At 68.4% G+C, this 19437-nt stretch carries 13 protein-coding genes, 1 tRNA gene and 1 pseudogene; 4 read left to right on the top strand and 11 right to left on the bottom strand.

Annotated elements, in window-relative coordinates; genetic code table 11:
* Positions 1-43: 43 nt before the first annotated feature.
* The gene (locus tag E5671_RS21600) at positions 44-3031 is read left to right on the top strand and encodes a D-alanyl-D-alanine carboxypeptidase (RefSeq protein ID WP_202121208.1); all 2988 of its coding nucleotides are present in this window, start codon (positions 44-46) and stop codon (positions 3029-3031) included.
* A 301-nt stretch (positions 3032-3332) separates the two neighbouring features.
* Positions 3333-5195, top strand: coding sequence for a glycosyltransferase family 87 protein (locus E5671_RS21595; protein ID WP_160505603.1), 1863 nt, complete (start codon positions 3333-3335; stop codon positions 5193-5195).
* Between the two features lie 21 nt (positions 5196-5216).
* Here E5671_RS21595 and E5671_RS21590 read toward each other — a convergent pair whose 3' ends face one another.
* From E5671_RS21590 to E5671_RS21575, 4 genes are all read right to left on the bottom strand, one after another.
* A complete protein-coding gene (locus E5671_RS21590; protein WP_202121207.1) occupies positions 5217-6113 on the bottom strand; it encodes a MerR family transcriptional regulator in 897 nt (298 codons plus the stop codon).
* A 69-nt stretch (positions 6114-6182) separates the two neighbouring features.
* Positions 6183-6794, bottom strand: a complete 612-nt coding sequence (locus tag E5671_RS21585) for a serine/arginine repetitive matrix protein 2 (RefSeq protein ID WP_160505602.1) — start codon at positions 6792-6794, stop codon at positions 6183-6185.
* A 99-nt stretch (positions 6795-6893) separates the two neighbouring features.
* Positions 6894-8837, bottom strand: a complete 1944-nt coding sequence (locus tag E5671_RS21580; protein WP_160505601.1) for a transglycosylase domain-containing protein — start codon at positions 8835-8837, stop codon at positions 6894-6896.
* Between the two features lie 313 nt (positions 8838-9150).
* A complete protein-coding gene (locus E5671_RS21575; protein WP_336605812.1) occupies positions 9151-10305 on the bottom strand; it encodes a serine hydrolase domain-containing protein in 1155 nt (384 codons plus the stop codon).
* A gap of 341 nt (positions 10306-10646) precedes the next feature.
* On the opposite strand from E5671_RS21575, the gene E5671_RS21570 reads away from it, so the two are divergent.
* Entirely contained in the window at positions 10647-11837 is a 1191-nt protein-coding gene (locus E5671_RS21570) for a hypothetical protein (RefSeq protein ID WP_160505599.1), read from the top strand.
* Between the two features lie 23 nt (positions 11838-11860).
* Here the strand turns inward: E5671_RS21570 and E5671_RS21565 are convergent, their stop codons facing one another.
* Positions 11861-12748, bottom strand: a complete 888-nt coding sequence (locus E5671_RS21565) for a glycosyl hydrolase (protein WP_160505598.1) — start codon at positions 12746-12748, stop codon at positions 11861-11863.
* Between the two features lie 364 nt (positions 12749-13112).
* Positions 13113-14243, bottom strand: coding sequence for a hypothetical protein (locus tag E5671_RS21560; protein ID WP_160505597.1), 1131 nt, complete (start codon positions 14241-14243; stop codon positions 13113-13115).
* 507 nt (positions 14244-14750) lie between these two features.
* Here E5671_RS21560 and E5671_RS46345 point away from each other — a divergent pair.
* Positions 14751-14912, top strand: a pseudogene (locus tag E5671_RS46345) (site-specific integrase); the annotation flags it as partial.
* A gap of 186 nt (positions 14913-15098) precedes the next feature.
* On the opposite strand, the gene E5671_RS21550 reads toward E5671_RS46345, so the two are convergent.
* The 5 genes from E5671_RS21550 to E5671_RS21530 all read right to left on the bottom strand — a co-directional run bounded on the left by E5671_RS21550 (position 15099) and on the right by E5671_RS21530 (position 19342).
* Positions 15099-15770, bottom strand: a complete 672-nt coding sequence (locus E5671_RS21550) for a nucleotidyl transferase AbiEii/AbiGii toxin family protein (RefSeq protein WP_160505596.1) — start codon at positions 15768-15770, stop codon at positions 15099-15101.
* A complete protein-coding gene (locus tag E5671_RS21545; protein ID WP_160505595.1) occupies positions 15767-16114 on the bottom strand; it encodes a transcriptional regulator in 348 nt (115 codons plus the stop codon). Before E5671_RS21545 ends, E5671_RS21550 begins: the two co-directional genes overlap by 4 nt.
* A gap of 451 nt (positions 16115-16565) precedes the next feature.
* Positions 16566-16638 (bottom strand) — tRNA-Arg (locus E5671_RS21540).
* Between the two features lie 75 nt (positions 16639-16713).
* Positions 16714-18789, bottom strand: coding sequence for a pectinesterase family protein (locus E5671_RS21535; protein WP_160505594.1), 2076 nt, complete (start codon positions 18787-18789; stop codon positions 16714-16716).
* A 103-nt stretch (positions 18790-18892) separates the two neighbouring features.
* Positions 18893-19342: a MarR family winged helix-turn-helix transcriptional regulator gene (locus E5671_RS21530; RefSeq protein ID WP_160510328.1), complete on the bottom strand. Its 450-nt coding sequence runs from the start codon at positions 19340-19342 to the stop codon at positions 18893-18895.
* Between the last annotated feature and the right edge of the window lie 95 nt (positions 19343-19437).

Raw genomic sequence — 19437 nt, 5'->3', positions numbered from 1 at the left:
GCGGGTCCGACCGTGTTTTTGGCGCAACGGCAACGCGAGCGGCATGGCGTACGAGGAGGCATCGGTGGCGGGCGAGACCCCCGACAGGTCGAAGCAGCGGAAGTCGTCGGGGAACCCGACTGGGGCAAAGCCGTCTGTGCCGGCACCGGCGCCGGAGGAACGCGACCCGCGGCTCGCGGTGGCCCGCGAGGTCCCCACGGCACGCGAGGAGACGCGGGAGGACCAGGCGACGGCGGTCTTCTCGACGAAGGCGGTGGCCTCCGGCCGGGAGGACTCCGGTTCCGAGGGCGGCGAGGCTGAGGCCAAGGAGGCCTGGCCCAAGGCTGCCGAGAGCCAGGAGCCCGGCGACGCGCGGCTGCGGGCCGCCGTGGCGGCGTGGGTGGCCTCGTCGGACGAGGAGACCCCCGGGGCCTCGGAGACCGAGAAGCCCGCGGAGACGGCGGCTTCGGACGGCGAGGAGGCGGCTTCTGGGAAGGCCGCGACCTCTGACGACGAGAAAAACTCCCCGGAGACGGAACCTTCCGGCGACTCGGCGGGCGCGGACGGCGCCGCCGGGGATGGCGAGGGCAAGGCGCCGAGCGCATCTGCGGGGGAGGCTGAGGCTGAGGCTTCGGGCGCGGAGGGTTCGAGTGACGCCGAAGCGGCGGACGGTGCCTCGAGCTCTGCCGAGCCTGGCGAGGCCGAGGCCGCTGAGGGGCCTGCGGATGCTTCCGCGGGTGGCGCGGGCGATTCTGGTGAGGCCGCCGGTTCTGAGGAGCGTGCCGAGGCCGCTGGCTCTGAGGGTTCGCGTGATGCCGGTGCGGTGGACAGCTCCGGCAGCTCTGCCGAGCCTGCCGAGGCCGAGGCGGCCGATGAGCCTGCCGGTGCGAACGCTGACGCGGGCGACAGCGCCGCGAGCTCTGCCGAGCCCGAGGCTGACGCTTCTGGCGAGGCCACGGACTCCGAAGAGCCTGCCGGTACGGGTGCTTCGGGTGACACGGCTGCCTCCGGCGAGGCTGCTGACTCGGCCGACGTTGCGGGTGCGGGGAGCGCGGGTGACGCCGGCGCCGACGACAGCGATGCCGAGCCTGCGGCTGCTGGCGCTGACGCGCGTGACGCTGACGAGCCGTCCGGTGGCCAGGATGCCCCGGAGGAGTCCAGCACTTCCGAGCCCCCCGCTCCCAAGGGCGGCCCGAAGGCTTCGACGGGCGCGGCCGTGAACGCCGCTGCCGACGCCGACGCCGACGCCGACGCCGACGCCGATGCCGAATCCGGCAGCGGCTCCAAGGCCGCTGTCGACGCAGACGCAGACGCAGACGCAGACAGCGACAGCGGCAGCGACGACGCCGACGACAAAGCCACGGCCGCCGACACCCCCGAACCCCCCTCCACCGGCGTCGACCAGGCCACCGCCGTCTTCAAGGCGCTGCCCCCGAAGGCCGTCGACCAGCCGACCACCATGCTCAAGCTGGGCGACCACAAGCCCGGGGCCAAGCCCGATGGCCCCGCGGACAAGGGCGAAGCAAAGCCGTCCGCAAAGCCCACCGCAAAGCCCACCGCAAAGCCTGAAGCCGACGCCGAGCGCACCAGCAAGTTCGTCGCGCTCAAGCCGCTCGACGGCAGGTCGCCCAGCGGCGCGCAGCCCCCGGCCACCCCGGCCCCCGGAGCCAAGGCGCCCACGCCAGAGAAGGCGCCCACGCCCGAGAAAGCCGGGAACGTAGGGCCCGAGCGCACCACCCAGCAGCCTCTTCCGCCCCGGCCTCCGCTCGACCTGCTCGCCGAGCTGACCAACACCCCGCCGCCGCCGGAGACCCCCGTCCGCACCGCTGTGCGCAGGGTCAAGATCTGGACGCCGCTGGTGCTGCTCCTGGTGGTCGTCTTTGCTGTCGTACAGGCCGTGAGGCCACTGCCGACGCCCACCCTGACGCTCACCGCGAAGGAGACCGTCTCCTTCGAGGGCGGCAAGCCGTCCATGCCGTGGCCGAGCGAGGGCCAGGCGGCGATGGACGTGAACGGCATCGGCACGTTCGGCACCTCCGGCGACCAGAAGCCCGTGCCGATCGCGAGCATCGCCAAGGTCATGACGGTCTACCTCGTCCTGCGTGACCACCCGCTGAAGAAGGGCAACCCCGGCCCGAAGATCCCGGTCGACGCCGCGGCGGAGAAGCACTACACGACCGGCAAGGCGGGCAACGAGTCGGTCGTCAAGGTCACCGAGGGCCAGAAGATCACCCAGTACGAGGCGCTGCAGGCGGTCATGCTGCCGTCCGCGAACAACATCGCCAAGCTGCTCGCCCGCTGGGACACCAAGAGCGATTCCGAGGACGAGTTCGTCGCGAAGATGAACAAGACCGCCAAGGAACTCGGCATGAAGAACACCCACTACACGGACCCGAGCGGCCTGGACAAGACGACCGTCTCCACCGCCGAGGACCTCGTGAAGCTGGGCCGTGCCGCGATGGAGGACCCGGTCTTCAACGAGATCTCCCGCCAGCCCAGCTACAAGGACCTCAACGGCGACAAGCAGAACAACTTCTTCGGGCTCGTCCCGACGGTCGCCATCGGCATCAAGACCGGCACCACCACCGCGGCAGGCGGCAACATCCTCTTCGCCGCGGAGAAGAAGGTCGGCGGCGAGACCCGCACGATCATCGGTGCCGCCCTCGGTCAGTACGGCGACAACGGCGTGGCCAACATCGACGAGGTCACCGGCGTCACGCGCAAGCTCATCGAGGCCGGTCAGGGCGCGCTCACGGCCAAGACGATCGTGAAGAAGGGCGACGTCGTCGGCGAGGTCGACGACGGTCTGGGCGGCACGACCCCGGTCGTCGCCACCAAGGACGTCGAGGCCGCGGGCTGGTCCGGCCTGACCGTGAAGCTGAAGCTCGGCGACAAGGCAGGCGACACGGTGCCGCACTCGGCGAAGGCCGGTACCGAAGTGGGCGTGCTGAGCGTCGGCGACGGCAAGGACGGCGCCGTCGAGGTGCCCGTCGCGCTCCAGAAGGACCTCGCCGAGCCGGGCTTCGGCGCCAAGCTCACGCGCGTCGGCTGAGGCATGTACAACGCAACGCACAGGGGGAGCGGGCATGGGCGGAGGCGCAAGCCGCCGCCCATGCCCGCGCATTGGCCGACCTCAGCCGAACTGAGCCGAACTGAGCCCACCTCAGCCGAACTCAGCCGGACTCGGCCGAACCCCCGCGCAGGGAGCCACCGTCCCCGGGCCCCTGTGCGTCGTGCGTGCTAGCGTCACAAGTTCGGGGAGCAGTACGCCGGGGCTGAGCGACGGGGTGTTCCGGGACGGACCCCCTGGCGCGGCCCCCGGACGGACAAGAACGACACGGGGAGTGCCGTAAGTGGCCACAGCGGAGCCGACGCGAGCCGACGACGCCGATCCTGAGCCCGGCACCGGTGGCGGCACCCGCACCGGCGCGCGAATACAGCTGCCCGCCCAGCGCCGCGGCGAGCCCGTGGCACCCGAACGGCCCACCCGGTGGAAGCTGTTCCTGAACCACCCCGTGACCATCACGACCGCCACCGCCGCGGTCCTGCACGTCCTGTGGTTCTTCACCTTCGCCAACAGCGGCGGTGACCTCGCCGCCCAGGACGCCTGGGCCGAGTTCGTCGGACGGCACCCCGACTCCGCGTACAACCTCGCCTGGTACGGCGGGATGCACCCGGTGTCGTACAGCGTCGTCTCGCCGTATCTGATGTCGGTGCTCGGCGTCCGGACCACGATGATGATCGCCGGGACGGTCTCCGCCGCGCTCCTCACGATGATCCTGATCCGCAGCCGCGCGGTGAAGCAGCCGCTGTGGCCCGCGTTCGCGGGTGTCTTCGCGCTGTTCTGCAACGCGGTGTCGGGTCGCGTGACGTACGGACTCGGCCAGATGTTCGCGCTGATGGCCGTCGCGGCCGTCTTCTGCTGGCCCTACCGCTGGCGCTACAAGCGGTGGGCGAAGGCGCTGGTCGCCGCGCCGTTCGCCGCGCTCGCGACCATGGGCAGCCCGGTGGCCGGACTCTTCGTGGGTCTTGTCGCCGTCGCGCTGTTCCTCAGCAAGCGCTACCCCGGGGCGTACGCGCTCGGGCTCGCGCCCGCCGTCGTCGTGGGCCTCTCCGCGTGGCTCTTCCCGTTCTCCGGCACGCAGCCGATGTCCTTCGGGTCCGCGTCGCTGCCCCTGATCTGCTCAGGCCTCGTCTTCTTCCTCGTACCGAAGCAGTGGAAGACCGTGCGGATCACCACCGCCGTGTACGCGGCCTTCGTACTCGGCGTCTGGCTGATCAGCTCGCAGATCGGCTCCAACATCTCCCGCCTCGCGATGTCCTTCGGGGGCGTCGCGCTGCTTGCCGCGCTGCCGTTCACGGTGAAGAAGTCCCGCAAGTGGTACACGATCGTCATGGCGTTCGTCGCCTTCACCGGCTGGGTCGGGTTCAAGGCGGTCGACGACATAATCCACACGACGCCCCAGGCCTCGTGGACGCGTGAGCTCGCGCCGCTCGTCAACGAACTGCAGGAGGTCGGCGCCGAGAAGGGCCGCGTCGAGGTCGTCCCCGCGCGCAGCCACCGCGAGGCGTCCGCGCTCTCGCCGTACGTGAACCTCGCCCGCGGCTGGAACCGGCAGGCGGACATGAAACGCAACCCCCTCTTCTACGACGACACCCTGAACTCCGCGAACTACCACGAGTGGCTCCAGCGCTGGTCCGTGCATTACGTCGTGCTGCCCAACGGCGAGCCCGACGGTGACGGCGGCAAGCGCGAGGCCGCACTGGTCGAGAGGGGCCTGCCGTATCTGAAGCAGGTGTGGGTGGACTCCAACTGGCAGTTGTACGAGGTCACCGACCCGACCCCGCTCGCCGACCCGCCCGCGGTGGTCGACCGCGCCGAGGCGGGCGGCATGACGATCGAGGTGAAGGAGGCGGGCCGCGTCCTGATCCGCGTCCCGTACTCGCCGTGGCTCGGCCTGGTCGACGCCGACGGCAAGGGCGTCGAGGGGCCGAAGGAGACCGAGGAGTCCAAGCGGCTGCGGGAGACTGATGAGGACCGCCCCAAGCAGTTCGACAACGTCAACGGCTGCCTGATGGAGGCCGAGGAGGACGCCGAGGGCGACAAGTGGACCGAGCTTCTCGCGCCCGGCCCCGGTGTCTACCACCTCGGCGCCCCCTACCAGCTGCCGCGCGGCACGGCATGTCCCGAGGAGCTGCGGGAGAGCGTCCGCTAGGGCCCTTAGGGTCCTAGGGGTTCACTCGCCCACCGGGAACGCCACGTCGCACACCTGGTCCTCGGGACCGGCCGACTCCCACTCCACGAAGTAGATCTCGCGGCACGCTCCCGTGACCTTCAGGCCTTCGCGGGCCACCCACGCCTCCACCGCCTCGAACGCGCCGAGGATCTGCGGATAGGAGACCTGGGCCTTGGTGATGCGGGTGTAGGCGATCCGGTGCGCGGGTTCCACGCGGGAGCTCGTGCCCCGCTCCCGGCCCGCCTTCGCCGCCCACGCCCGCGCGGCCGCGGCGCCCCTGACGGGGACACACGCCTCCGCGGGGCCGTCGCTGTCCTGGGTGACATCGGCGTGGTAGACGACGAACGGCGAACCCGCCACGCCGCCGCACTCGCTCTCGGCGGCCTCCTCCAGGCGACGCGTCGACGCGTCGATCCAGACCGGCAGCTCCTCGGAGAGCAGGTGCCTGCTCTCGCAGATGACGTACTGCTCGGGCACGTCGACGGTCTTGATCTCGAAATCCTTCTGGTACATCTCGGAACCTCTTCCGGACAGTCGTCCACGGAGGTACCCCACGAGCGTGCGCTGCTCCGCGTGCCGCTCCTCGACGTCCGCCCAGTACGCGGCGACCGCCCGCCCCGCCCGCTCGCCGTCGAGCCGTACCGTCGCGGTGATGTCCGCGAGCGGCATGCCGAGTCGGCGCAGCAGGACGACGGTGCGGGCGTGTTCCACCTGCGCCGCGCGGTAGTGGCGGTAGCCGGTGGACTCGTCGACGTACGCGGGCGTCAGCAGTCCGAGGCGGTCGTACAGGCGCAGTGCCTTGGGCGAGAGCCGTGCGCGGGCCGCGAATTCGCCGATGGTGAGCAGCGGTTCACCGCTTGCCTGGTCGTCCCGCGGTGCGTGCACGTCCATGTCCATGGGGGCATCCTCCGTCACCGGACCCCGTGGCCCGGCACGCAGACGATGGGCTCTGCCCCAGGGGGAAGGTCAACGACGGCCGTAGTACGCCTGCGCCTCCAGCCACCGGCGGTGCCTGCCGCGCCGTACCCCGACGATGATCGCGATGCCGGAGCCCGCGAGGAGGCCGAGGAGCGGTACGACGACGGTCACGACGATGCCGCCGACGAAGGACGCGAGGTCGGCGTCGTCGCCGGGGGCGAAGGTGAGGGCGCCGCGCGGGTCGTCGCACGTCACGCGGTAGTCCGCGTCTGTGTCCGTCTTGAGCACGAACGCCCGCTCCCACTCGCCGCTGCCCTTGGTGACGGTGAAGGTGCTTTCGGGTGTGGTCACGCGCGGTTGCGAGTCGGAGGGGCCGGAGACGATCTTGCAGTGCGCGCGGGCGACGAAGGGGCTGCGTACGTAGATGGCGGCGTCGTCATCGGGACCGATCCGCACCGAGACGGACTGCCCGCTCGTGAAGGCCTTGCCGTCGTCGACGGAGTCCACCGTCGAGGTCAGGGTCAGTACGAAGCTCACGATGCCGACGCCCACGCAGACCGCCGCGATCACCGCCGCGAGGACGAACCACCGCCGTCGGGGCCGCAGTTGCCTCGCGTCTATGCGGGGCGGGGGCCCGGGAGGTGGGCCATAGGGATACATATCGGAACGATGGCAGCCTGTAGGGGGGTTGGGGAAGGGCCCCAAGGATGAGCCCAAGGGTGAGCCCCAAGGATGAGCTGCCGCGAACACCGTGAACGCTCACCCCTTCACGTAATCCCGCCAGATCCGCACCGGAAAGACATTCCCGTGCTGCGATTTCGCCCCGCCCACCCCCGACATGGGAAGGAGCTGCGGCTCGCCCGGACTGGTCCGGAACATCGTCACGGCGGTCGACAACTGCCCGGTGGTGGCGGTGAACCAGGCCGAACGGAGGCGGTCCTGGTCGCCGGTGCGGCCGGCGACGACAGGACGGCCGACGGATGACGCGCCGACGCCGCGCATCGCCTCGGCGGCCTCGTCGGCCACATCCGGATCCAGCGCGCGCCGCGCGCCGGGGCGCGCAAGACCGTCGACGGTCTCGTCGTTCTTGACGACCTTGGTCACCGAGTACGGGTCGTGCCGCAGGCCGCGGTTGACGAACGTGCTGTAGGCGCCGGCCATGCGGATCGCGCTGGGGGTCGACGTACCGATGGGAAAGGTCCGCTCCAGGCGCGCCATGCTGCCTTCGAGCAGCCCGGCGGCGACGGCGGTGCGCCGCACCCGCTCCCACCCGACGTCCTTGCCGAGACGTACGTAGGTGGCGTTGCCGCCCTTGGCCAGGGCTTGGCGGAGGGTGGGGTGAGTGGCGTCAGGCCCGGTGGTGGGGCTGCCCTTGGTGGGGCCGGCGATGGTGGGCGCGGACGATTCCAGCAGGAGGCCGTCGTCGCCGTAGAAGCTCCCGGCTGAGGCGGACTGCCACCGGGTGCCGCGCCCGGCCGGCATACGAAGGCCGTTCTCCAGGGCTGACGCAAGGACGAAGGGCTTGAAAGCGGACCCGACGGGGACGCCGGAGGTGTCGGCGTTGTTGGTGAAGTGCTTGGTGGCGTCGGCCCCTCCGTACAGGGCGACGATGGCGCCGTCGGCCGGACGCACGGAGGCGGCGCCCACCTGCACGCCCTTGTCGGCTTGGCGCTTCTTCGGATCGATGTCGCGGTCGAGGACACGTTCGACAGCGCCCTTCAGCCGCCGCACCTTGTCCTTCTCGAAGGTGGTGTGGATTTTGTAGCCGCCGCGCGCGAGGTCCTTGTCGGTGAGGGAGGTGTGCTGCTTGATGTACTTGTTCGCGACGTCGACGAGGTAGCCGGTCTGCCCGCCGAGGCTGGTGGTCCGGGACTCCTTGTGAGGCTCGGGGTAGGTGGTGAACTTCCCGCGCACTTCGGGCTTCATGAGCCCGGCCTTGACCTGTCGATCAAGGATCCACTTCCAACGGGCCTCGGAACGACGGTGGTTCACGGCACTGACGGAGGGGTCGTACTGCTCGGCGCCCTTCAACAGGGCGGCGAGAGCGGCTCCCTGACTGGGGTTCAACTGCCGTGCCGGGATGCCGTAGTAGGCATGAGCGGCGGCTTCGATGCCATAGGCGCCGCGCCCGAACCAACTGGTGTTGAGGTACCCCTGGAGGATCTCGCGCTTGCTCTTCTTCCGGTCCACCTTCAGCGCGATGACGAACTCCTTGACCTTCCGGGTCACCGTCTGGTCCTGGGAGAGGTAGGTGTTCTTCACGTACTGCTGGGTGATGGTGGACCCGCCCTGGGTCTCCTGGCCACGGACCATGTTGACGGCGGCGCGGGCCAGCCCTTTCGGCGAGACACCGGAGTCGCTGTAGAAGGTGTCGTTCTCGGCGGCGATGACGGCGTTCTCGACGGCGTCGGGAATCTCCGAGAGCCGTACGTTCTGCCGGTTCACGTCACCGGTGCTCACCATCTGGGTGCCGTCGGCCCAGTAGTAGACGTTGGCCTCGCGCTGGGCGGCCGCGTTCTCGTCGGGGATGTCGACGGAGGCGTACACGAGGGCGAAGAGGCAGGTGAGGGAGAAGAGAACGAGGCCGAGGGAGCCGAGCCACTGCCGCCAGGAGGGAATCCACCGCCGGAGGCCGCGCCTGCCGAGGCGTGGATAGTCGACGAGACGGCGGCGGCGTCGAGCCCTGTGAGTGTGTGTCCCCATGGTGGGGGAGAGGGCGGTGGCGGGGGCGAGGGTTGGCCGGAGGGGTATTAGGGGCTCGTAACAGCGGCGGCGGAGGAAAGCGGAGGGAACACGAGGGGCAGGGCCCGGCCGCGGCGGCTCCCCATGGCCACGGCCGGCCCGCCTCAACCATGGGGACGACGACGAGGGAGTGTGCCGGCCTCCATGGGAGTCGACGAACCGTGGCAGGGCCCGAGCGGTACCAGCGCGGTCCGCTGCCGACGGTTCGTCTCACGGGTTCCCGGCACGGGGCGCTCGACACAGGTTGAATCGGCTATGGCCGCGCGGGGGGCTGTCACTTCTTGCACAGAGTGGTGTCGAGGAGGGCGTCGACGTTGGTGAAGCCCTCGGCGGTGGGGGCGAAGTCGGCGGTGACGGCGATCGTCGCGGCGCGGCCGTCATCGGTGACGCCGGGGGTCGAGTGGTAGCCGGGGGTGTCGCCGCCGTGGCCCCACATCAGACCCCCGCAGCTCAGCGGGGTGCTGCTCAGCCCAAGGCCGAACCGGGTGCCCGGGGCGTAGCCCGCCTCGGCGGGGACTTTGACGGTGGTGCGCATCTGGGCGAGCTGGGCGGGCTTGAGGAGCTTGCCGTCGAGGAGGGCGGAGAAGAAGCGGTTCAGGTCGCGAGGGGTGGAGATCAGCTGCCCGGCGGCCCAGCCCCAGGAGGGGTCGAGCACGGTGACGTCCTCCAGCGGAGCTCCGGGCTTCGCCGCGTGGTAGCCCCGGGGGTGCGCTTCGCGGATGCTCTCGTCCCCGACGCCGGGGAAGTAGGTGTGGCGCAGCCCGATGCGGTCGATGACCCGCTCGGTGATCTGCTCGGCCAGCGGGCGTCCTGTGACCTTCTCGATGAGCAGCCCGGCGACGATGTAGTTGGTGTTGCTGTACGCCAGGCTGGTCCCGGGGGCGAACTTCGCCTTGTGCTTCAGCGCGATGTCGAGCAGTTCGCGGGGCTGGCGGTAGGTGTGGCGGCCCTCGCCGAAAACGTCCTCCAGCATGAAGTCGGTGTAGTTCGGCAGCCCGCTGGTGTGCTGGAGGAGCTGGCGGACCCTGATGTCGCGACCGTCTATGCCGTCGCCGCGCAGCAGCCCCGGCAGATGCTTCTCGACGCGGTCGTCGAGCCCGACCTTGCCCTCGCCGACCAGCTGCAGGACGACGGTGGCGGTGAAGGACTTGGTGTTGCTGCCGGCCCGCACCTGCCCGTCGACCGGCACCTTCGCCTTGCTCGTCAAGTCCGCGACACCGGCGGTGTAGTTGCGGCTGCGCCCCTCGCGATCGATGGTGGCGGCCAGGACGGCGGGAAACTTGTCGTCGTTCACCAGCCGCTCCATGCCCTTGCGGACGACGTCACGGGGCCCGTGAGACTGCGTCGCGGAGGTGGCGGATGCCTGTGACTCCCCCGCGGAGGCGGGCAACGTACCGCCCAGGGCGAGGGCGGCGGTGACGAGGGCCACGAGCGCGATTCCCCGCTGCCGCCGCTGTCGCCGTACGGGCGACGGATGACGGACGGGCCCGAGGGCCTGAGAACGAGGCGACGGAGAACGAAGCGACGGAGAGCCAAGGGACGGAGAACGATCAGACATGCGGGAACTCCCCTGTGAAGCCAGCTGATTGCGGCGATGAAGGCGATGAAGGCGATGAGCGGGACAGCCCCAGCCTGTGCGTTCAAGATCCTCGAGACCATCCGGCCAGCGGGCCCACGCGACGGGGGGTAGCCCCAGCCCTCTTGAGCCGCCACCGACGGACGTCGGCATTGCGGACGCAACCGGCAGCCCCACCTGCGAGGCTGTGTTGCGTGACGTACGCAGTGAGTGTGGATACCCGGATAGCCGGCGGCACCTCCGAGATGGATGAGCTGCAGCGGATCGGCGCCGGCGCTCTCCTTGAGGGCGGCTTCGAGGCCGTCGAGGAGGTCCAGGGCCCCGACGGGGTGGAGGTGAAGCTCCTGGACACCTTCGTGGGCGTGTATCCCGGTGGGGCGCTGTTGAAGGTCTTCGTGGACGCCCCGGCGCTGGAATTCGCCGAGGAAGCTGTCCGTGAACTGGTGGAGGAACTGCTGGAGCGGACGGAGCTGCTCTCGGACTGGACCGTCGAACGGTGCCAGGTGGAGCTCCATCCGGACCTGGCGAAGGAGAGCCTGGACGCGGCCGACGGCCCGGATGCCCCGCCGGACGACGTCGAGTCCCGCCGTGCGCGGTTGATGGGGCTGGCGGGGGGAACGGCGTCCACCGACGCCGAGACCGGGACGACCGCCGAAACCGGGACGACCGCCGAAACCGAGGCGATCCGTTCCAAGATCCGCACCCTGGCCCCGCGGCTGGCCGCGGTGGACGCGGTGATGTTCGGAGTGCCTGAGGAGGCCAAGGGCACGGACAAGGCCAAGGGCACGGAGGAGCACGGCTCCGGCATCTCGGTCGAGGACGCCGAGCTTGCTGCCGGAGCCCTGATCTGGGGCACCGATGTCCTCCTGGACGAGCTGTTCCAGGATGCGCACACGCTGGACCGGGAGGGCTCCAACGCCACCGAGTGCGACCGCCCCATGTGGCTACTCGACGAGCTGCCCCCGCGCTACGCCCTGCAGTACGACGCGCGTTTCGCCCGGCGCTTCCTGGTGACGGCGATTGCCCTGACGACGCGGCTGACGGAGGGCAGCTTCCAGCAGTTGAGTTGCGTGGCCGAGGAGTTGGCCCTCAGGCTGCTGTTGCGCGAGGCCGAGGTCACGCTCGACACCTTTGGTCTCCTCGACGATGGCGTCTCCTCGGCGCTGGAGTGCTTCGCCACTCTCGTCTACGCGGACATGGACCACGAGTGGCTCTACGACGACTCGCTGGACGGCATCGACGAGAGCGAGGTGGGCGAGGCCCTAGGTGTCGCCCCCATGGGGATCTCGAGCTGGTTCACACCCTTCAACAGGGGCCGGTACGTCCACCCGTACGCGGCCGACGAACCCGACCCCGAGCCGCCCGAGCCGCCTGAGCGGCCTTAGCCGCGTCAGCCGCCTCAGCCGCCTCAGCCGCCGAAGCGGACCCTGTACTGCTCCTTGCCGTTGGGGAAGTCGTCCAGCGTCCCGCCGCCCCAGTCGTGGTCGAAGTACGCCTGATACTCCGAGTCCTGGACAAGCTCGGCCATCCGGTCGATGAAGTAGGGCGAGTCGCCTCCCCCCGCATAGGAGTCGCCCTTCTGGTACAGGCCCCATTCCGGATACGACTTCGGCTTCTTGTGCGCGGCGGCGAATTCCTTGAAGTCATTCACCCCCATGACGGTGGTGAGGCTGTGGTTCCACCGCTGAGACGGCGTAGCGGCCGGGCGCTGCCACCACACGTCGTAGATGTTCAGACCTACTATGTCGACGTAGTTGTCGCCGGGGTACAGCGTCTCGAATGACGTGACCTTGCCCGAGGGGCCGACAGCCATGTTGTAGTCGAATTGGAAAGCCGCCCCGGCGCGAGCACGCATAAGGGTGACGACCTTCCGGAACATCGCCCGATAGGCTGCCGGGTCGTCGGTTCCCTGCCACGGTCCGATGTTCTTGTTGTTCCCCTCGTACCCGGGGCGGATGACGGAGTTGCCCAGGCCGTTCTTGATCATCAGGTCGGCAAGGGTGCGGAACTGGTCGTCGTACTTGCCGCTGAGCCCATCCGCGAAATTTCCGCCCTTGGGCAGCAGATGCAACCCGAGTACGAAATCCCGGTCGGCTCCGGCCTTCTTCCAGTCACCCCAGTACTTGGTCGCGTACTGGTTCCACTTGATGTTCTCGGACGGGTCCAGGTAGTCGGTCGCGTCCATCTGCGAACGGCCGAGCCACGTCCGGGAGTTGTCCACAGCATCGGTTTTTCCCGGACCGACGTAGACACCCAGGCGGGATGGCGTGATGGCGCCCTCGGATGGCATGGCCATGGAAGCGAGGATAACTGCCGCCATGGCCAGTGTCGTCGCCAGCTTTCGTTTCATTCTCATCCTTGTCGACCGGCTGGTGCGGGGCCAGGATTCTGGTACCCCGACTGCTCTCCGCAGCTGCTCTTGAGCCACCTGGACCGGCCCATGGCCCCGCCATTCTCAGAAAGTCCGCGTGCGCAGGCAATGAAAGATCGCTACTACGTGTATTCGTAGGGAAAAGAAACCTTGCCGCAGGCGCACCGCCATGCTGTCCTTGCAGCCGACAGGTCCCCACGGGTCTATATCCAAGGGGATTCGCTGCTACCGGGCATCGTTGAAGCCGGAAGCCGCATGGCACATCTCACGTCACCGTCGTCACGCCGATCTACCAAGTGACGCGGACGGTGCGGGCGTCAGGACCAGCTTTGACGGCGAGGCGACTGACTGCAACGGTGCCGTCGGTCCAGGTGAGGGGCGGCGTGTGCGCCCCCGGCTGCCACACGCCATTGGACCCCAAGTCGAGGTTCGGCGCGCCGCGGTGCATGGGAGGGCGCGCGGGGTCGATGTGCCATATGAGCAGGCCGTCGCCGGGGAAGGCGCGATCGTACTTGCGGGGCCCATCGGACCTCCGGCGTTCGAGGAGGAAGTACTCCGAGGGGCCTCGACTCGGATGCCAAAGAATGACGGCACCGTCCGGCTTTTCCGCGGATATCTCAGTGACCTCCGCATTGCCATTTGGCGTCAGTTCAACACACTGTGGCTCGCACCATCCCAGTTGAAGTTTGTGCCAGGCGTCGAGGTGGACGATTTCCTGATCATTCGCATAGAAAGGGTAGGCGCCCATCAAAGTGAGGAGGTAGTTCATGCTGCCCGGGTTGTACATGTCGATGGTTCCGATCGAATGAAACACCTCATGCGCTATCTGATAGAACGGCGTAAAGGGGCCACTGAACGCAATGTGCACCTCGAGCGTCGCTGTCACGTCAGAGAAAGGGAAGGGGAGGTCAATAGTTGTATACACGGGGTCATTTGGCCGATTCGCCGGGAAGCGATACCTGTGGTTTTCAACGACAAGGACCACCAGCTCCTCGTGACTGACCATCAGGTCAAGCGCAGCGCCATCAACTCCAAGGAATATAAGCCGCGAGGAGTCGATGATCTTCTGTGCAACCTTCTGTATATGCGTTGCATCATCGAGATTTCCGAACACGCCCATGGGGAAGGGGCCGGCCACTTCTGCCCGAGTGAACGAGAATCTGCCGATTGAGCATTCTTGCGCATATTCGGTGAGGCTGGCCGGGTTGACGGGGTTATCGGTCGTGAAGGGAAGGGCGGGGTTCCCGAACGCCAACTTGTCGTAGTACGTGAATGGATGCACCGATGAAATGCGCGGAAATCCACCCTCCGCGTTGTCATCCCATTCCAGAAGAAGGACAAGCAACGGACGCAGGCCCAATGCGTTCTTCCCCTGAACGCGCATCGATGCGTGTCCGAACTCGGCGAGTGTCGGTGCCATGAGAAGCATCCCAGGTTCAGTACAGCCGCTTGCTGCCAAACGGGCCGACATAGCGGCCCAGCGGAACCTTCATCTAAGACGCTACTCTCAGGTGAATGCGATTGCGCGCTAGCCGAAAGCTTATCGCCATGAAGGAAGCCCCCTCGGAGCGACTCCGAGGGGGCTTCTCACCGTTCCGCGCCTGGTTAGGCATGGTGCCCCCGGCAGGATTCGAACCTGCGACACCCGCTTTAGGAGTTCGATCCGTGCTCGGTTCGGCCGCGGCTCCCTGCGGTGGCGTAGTCGCATCGTTGATGTCACCTGTGGATGTCAGCCTGGGCTAGCGCTTCTTGCGTATCTTGCGCTTCTTCGCCTTGGCTTCTTTCTCCTTGCGTTGGGCCACGCCGTACGCCGTCAACGAACCCCCGCCTGGATCGTCAGAGGTGCTCCTATGCATGAGTGACAGAGTCCAGTGCCTCTGGAGGAGTGATCTGCTGTGCGTCGGATCCCCGTCGACACCCCCACCGCCTCACCGCGGCCGGAGTCCCGTGCCGCGTCGTGAGGGAGATCCTCGGGCACCCAGATCAGCATCACTATGGGCGTCTATACGCACGTCGTCCAGGACATGCAGCCGAGGCCATGAGCCACATGGACCGGTTGATGAGGAAGCGGCGGCCCGGTCGTCAGTGACCGCCCGCGTTGATGTCAGGAGTAGATGTCAAAGGCCCCGGACCAAGATCGATCCGGGCCTTTTCGCTTGTGTCCCTGGCGGGGTTCGGACTGGATCTGTACGGGGTGGTGAGGGCCAGTGGTTGGTGCTCCCAGCGACGTAGGTATCCAGTGACGGCGTCGTCTCATTCGACTGATTCGAGTCACTCACTCGTCATGCGGGGCTTCCAGTTCCAGGAGTCGCTCGGCGATGTCGTCGGCCCACTCTTGGGCCCATCGGCGTAGTCCGGCGATCGCCTGTTCGTCGAGACCGTAGGCAGCGAACTCGGTGTCGTCGATCCAGTCCGCTCCAGCGAGGCGGGCTTGGAGGTCGGTGACATCGAAGGTGTCGCGGGCATGGCGCCGGCCGAGTTCTTCGAGTTCGGGGTGGCTCCAGCGGTCTGCCGCAGCGCGGACGTCGATGAGGTCGCGGGCCAGGCCACGGTCGGACAGCGCTCGGACTTTGGTGCCGACCACGTCTTCGAGGGAGAGGACGAGCCCGTACTCGGTCTGCACGGGTGGACGCCAGAGGGCTTCCTTGAGGACGTCGACCTCGCACTCTTCGCCGCTGTTCGGGTCGCTGACGATGAGTCGCGCGGAGAGGGGATCTGTCTCCAACGCCCGCACCCGCCAACCTCGTTCTTCCAACCCGGACTGGACCGTGGCGGCGATCTTCTCCATGGACTCAGGGTTCTCGGTGGCGACGTCGACGTCCTGGCTGAGGCGGTCTACCAGGCCGTGGGCCTGGACGGCGTAGCCGCCGGTGAGGGCGAGGGGGTAGGGGGAGCCCACGGCGAGTACGTCGGTGAGCAGGCGGCGGTGCAGTGCGGTCAGGTTCACGCAACGGCCTGGGTGCGCGGGGCCAGCTCGGGGAAGGCGGATTCCCAGACGTCGCGCAGGTCCCGGCTGATCAGTGTGCGCAGGGTGGGCCACAGACTGACGAGCAGGTCCCGGTTGAGGCGCTCGACCAGGTCGTCGTGGAGACCTTCGGCCAGGACGATGCGGTAGCAGCTCATGCGTAGGCGAGGCTGGTCGAGGTCGAACTCGGTCAGCCCCGACCAGGCCAGGTGCAGCGGCAGGCTCACGATCCCGTGGGCAGGACCGGCGAGTGTCGCGAGCTCGGCAGGCAGCCGCCGGGCGAACTTGGCTCGGCGGAGCTCGGAGAGGTCGGGCGGTGAGGCCATGCCTCGATTATTGCCTGAGGACGCGGGTGGGGCTGCGAAATGTTCCGACACTTGAAGTAAAGAGCCCTCGTAGTGATCAGTCCTGGGGTGCCGCATCCGTTCCATGCTTTGGGCGGCCCTGGCCCTGGCGCTTGTGGAGTGGGTCGTACAGCGAGATGAGGGCTGCGGGCTGGTGATCTCGGCGATTGCCGGGAGTCCCTGCTGGGGCCGGCACCAGCACGGCCGCAGGGGCAGTCTTCGGCTCCCCGCTCACCGCCCGGCTCCACGCCAACAGCGACTACGTCACGCACAGCATCAAGCTGCCCGCCGACCGGCTCCCGGAGATCAGCCACGCGGCGGAGACGATCACCAGCGCCGCAGCACCCAGGCACGCACAAGGGCCCGCGACCAAGCAGGTCGCGGGCCCTTGCCCGAGCAGCGCATCCCGTACAGACCGTACGGATGCTTTCCGTGCCCCCGGCAGGATTCGAACCTGCGACACCCGCTTTAGGAGAGCGGTGCTCTATCCCCTGAGCTACGAAGGCGTACTGGTGCCGCCACGGATGGCGGTTCCAGACAGGGTAGCGGATTGGGGGTGGGGCGGTGGTGGCTGGTACGTCTCAGGGCGTTGGGGTCCAGGTGCCCAGCCAGTCGCCGGTCTCCTGGCCCGCGGCCTGCGTGGCCGTCAGGTGGGGGCGGTCTTCGCTTGCCGGGCCGGAGCCCGCGCCTGTGTTCCTGTACTCGGCGAAGCGGTCGTTCTTCCAGGGGAAGCCGCCCATGTCCGACCATGGGGTGGTTTTGACGGCCGCGCTGAGGGTGGAGTCGCGGAACGTCGTCTGGGGGGACAGGGTCGCGTCGCCGCCCGCGTGCCAGTTGCGGCCCAGGTGGAAGCTGCGGGCGGACACGTCGCCGGTCACCGTGGTGTTCGTGATCAAGAAGCCCTTGCGGTCCGGGGGCGTGCTCGGAGCGGTTATGTAGCCCTGTGACGTGCCGTCCCAGCGCTTCTTCAGGGTGATTACCGAGCGGTCCACCACCGCTGTCGCCCGGCCGAAGATGAAGTCCGTGTTGCCCACGATGTAGGAGTTGCGGACGTAGGCCCGGCCCAGTTTGTTCTTGGCCGCCGTGTCCAGGAGGAGGGTGTCCTGGTCGCCCGTGATGATCATGTTGTCCAGGAACGCCTTGTCGGCCGCTGTGCGCAGGGCCACCGCCTGGTGTCCTGCCAGGTTCTGGTTCGCCTTTTCGTCGAAGTCGTTGGCGATCGTCAGGTTGCGGGCCTGGAAGTCGTCCGCCTCCGCGGCCACCGTCGCGCTGCCCGAGGTGCCGTAGGTGCCCGAGCCGTCCGGCTTGGGGGTGCCCGCCGCGTTGTCGTACACGATCACCGTGTCCTTGCGGCTGCCGCCCGTGCCCTGGAGCGTGACGTGCGGCTTGTTGGCCGGGATCTTCACCGTCTCCCGGTACGTGCCCGGTGCGATGGACACCACCACCCGTGAGGTGTTGTTCGTCGGGACCGCGTTTACCGCCGCCTGGACCGTCTTGTACTGGCCGCTGCCGTCCTTCGCCACGGTGAGAGTGGACGCCGTCCTGGCGGCGGTTCCGACCGCCGTGCGCGGGCCCGCACCCGCCTTCACCTTCGCCGGGACGTCCGCCGCCTTGTCGGGCGTGTAGGCGTAGAAGCTCTTCGGGTCGAAGGCTGTTCCTCCGCTCTCGTTGCGGCCGCTGGTGCCGACGAAGACGTTGCCTCGCTGCACGACGGCGGCTGAACTGTCCTTCGTCACCGGGTTGTTCATGCCCTCGAAGTAGCTGTTCTCCAGGACCATCTTCGTCCTGCCGCGCGAGTAGTTCCCGTACGACGAGGTGATGTCCGTGCCCGCGACGTCCTGGAGGTAGTTGTTGTAGAGGTGCGCGTGGGCCACGTTGTCGGTGGACGGGTTGCGCTGCTCGGTCTCGCGGAACCAGTTGTGGTGGATCGTGATGTCGGCCGTCGTGTTCTCGGTCCAGCCGATGCCGAATGTCTTGTTGTTGTTGCTCAGTTTGTTCCAGGACACCGTCAGGTAGGTCGTGTCCTTGCGGCTGTCTATCAGGCCGTCCGCCATGTGCCGCAGATCGTTGTGGTCGATCCAGACGTGGTGCGCGCCGTCCATCTGGATGGCGTCGAAGTCGTGCTCCTTGTCGTTCCACGTGCCCGCGTACGAGTCCCGGATCGTGAGGTTCCGGATGATGACGTTGTGCACGCCCTGGCCCAGGAAGAAGCCGCCCCCGACGATGTGGCCCGCGGTGCCCGCACCCACGATCGTCTTGTCCGACGCGACCTTGATCTCCTTGCCCTTGGGGTCCATCGTGATCGCCGCCGCGACCACGATGACGTACGGATCGGAGGCCGTCGCGTACTTCTCCAGGTCCGCCAGCGTCTTGACGGTGACCGTCTTTCCGTCGCGCCCGCCGTAAGTCCCGTTCTGGCCCAGGGCGTTGACCGATGCGAAGCCGTCGGCGGCGTCGGCGGCGTCGGCGACGTCGGGCGCCCAGGCGGTGGGGCCGGATGCCGCCGATGCCCTCGGCTGTGCGTCCTCGCCGAAGACCCCGAAGGCCGTGCCGTACGTCAGCCCCGCCGCGGCCGCCACGGCGACCGGGATGCCGAGTCTCAGGCTCAGCCGGCGCCTGCGGTGCTGGGCCGCGCGCTCGTGCTGGTTCGCTTCCATGTGCCTCATCCGCCCTGGTGATGGTTGGTGTGCGTTGCGCAGGGCAGTCGCCACCAGGGGGGTCATTGGTTGCCGCAGATGCGGCAGGTGCCACGGTCGCCGGTCAGGTCGGCCCGGCTCGACCGTCCCGCTCCGCGAGGTCCACGTCGATCGTCGTCCGCAGGTCCGCGAGCAACGTCTCGAATCGCTCCAGGAGTTCGGGCGGGTACTGGGCCATCGTCGCGTCCATGCGCTTCGCGAGCGGCGTGAAGAACTCGTCGGCGCGGTCCCGGATGCCCGGGCGGCTGTGCAGCGTGACGACGCGGCGGTCGGTGTGCTCCCGGGTGCGGACGATGTGGCCCGCGGCTTCGAGGCGGTTCAGGAGCGCGGTGGTGGCCCCCGAGGAGAGCAGGATGCGCTCGCTGAGGCGGGCCGGGGAGAGCGGGGTGCCGCGGTCCTCGGCGATGACGATCTCCAGGAGGGCGTCGGCGTCCGTGGAGTGCAGGCCGAGCCAGACGGCGAAGCGGCGGCTGAGCTCGTTGTAGCGCTCGCCGTAGCCCCTGAGTCCCTCCATCAGGCGCTCGCGCTGCGCCGTCACCTCGCCGGGTGTCGGTTCCTTCGTCGCCACCGCGCCGCCCGCCCTCTCTGGTCCCTCTGCCTGCCTGTCCC

Origin of the sequence: Streptomyces sp. BA2 (assembly GCF_009769735.1) — a bacterium.
Lineage (GTDB): Bacteria > Actinomycetota > Actinomycetes > Streptomycetales > Streptomycetaceae > Streptomyces.
This window is presented reverse-complemented; position numbering and strand designations above follow the sequence as displayed.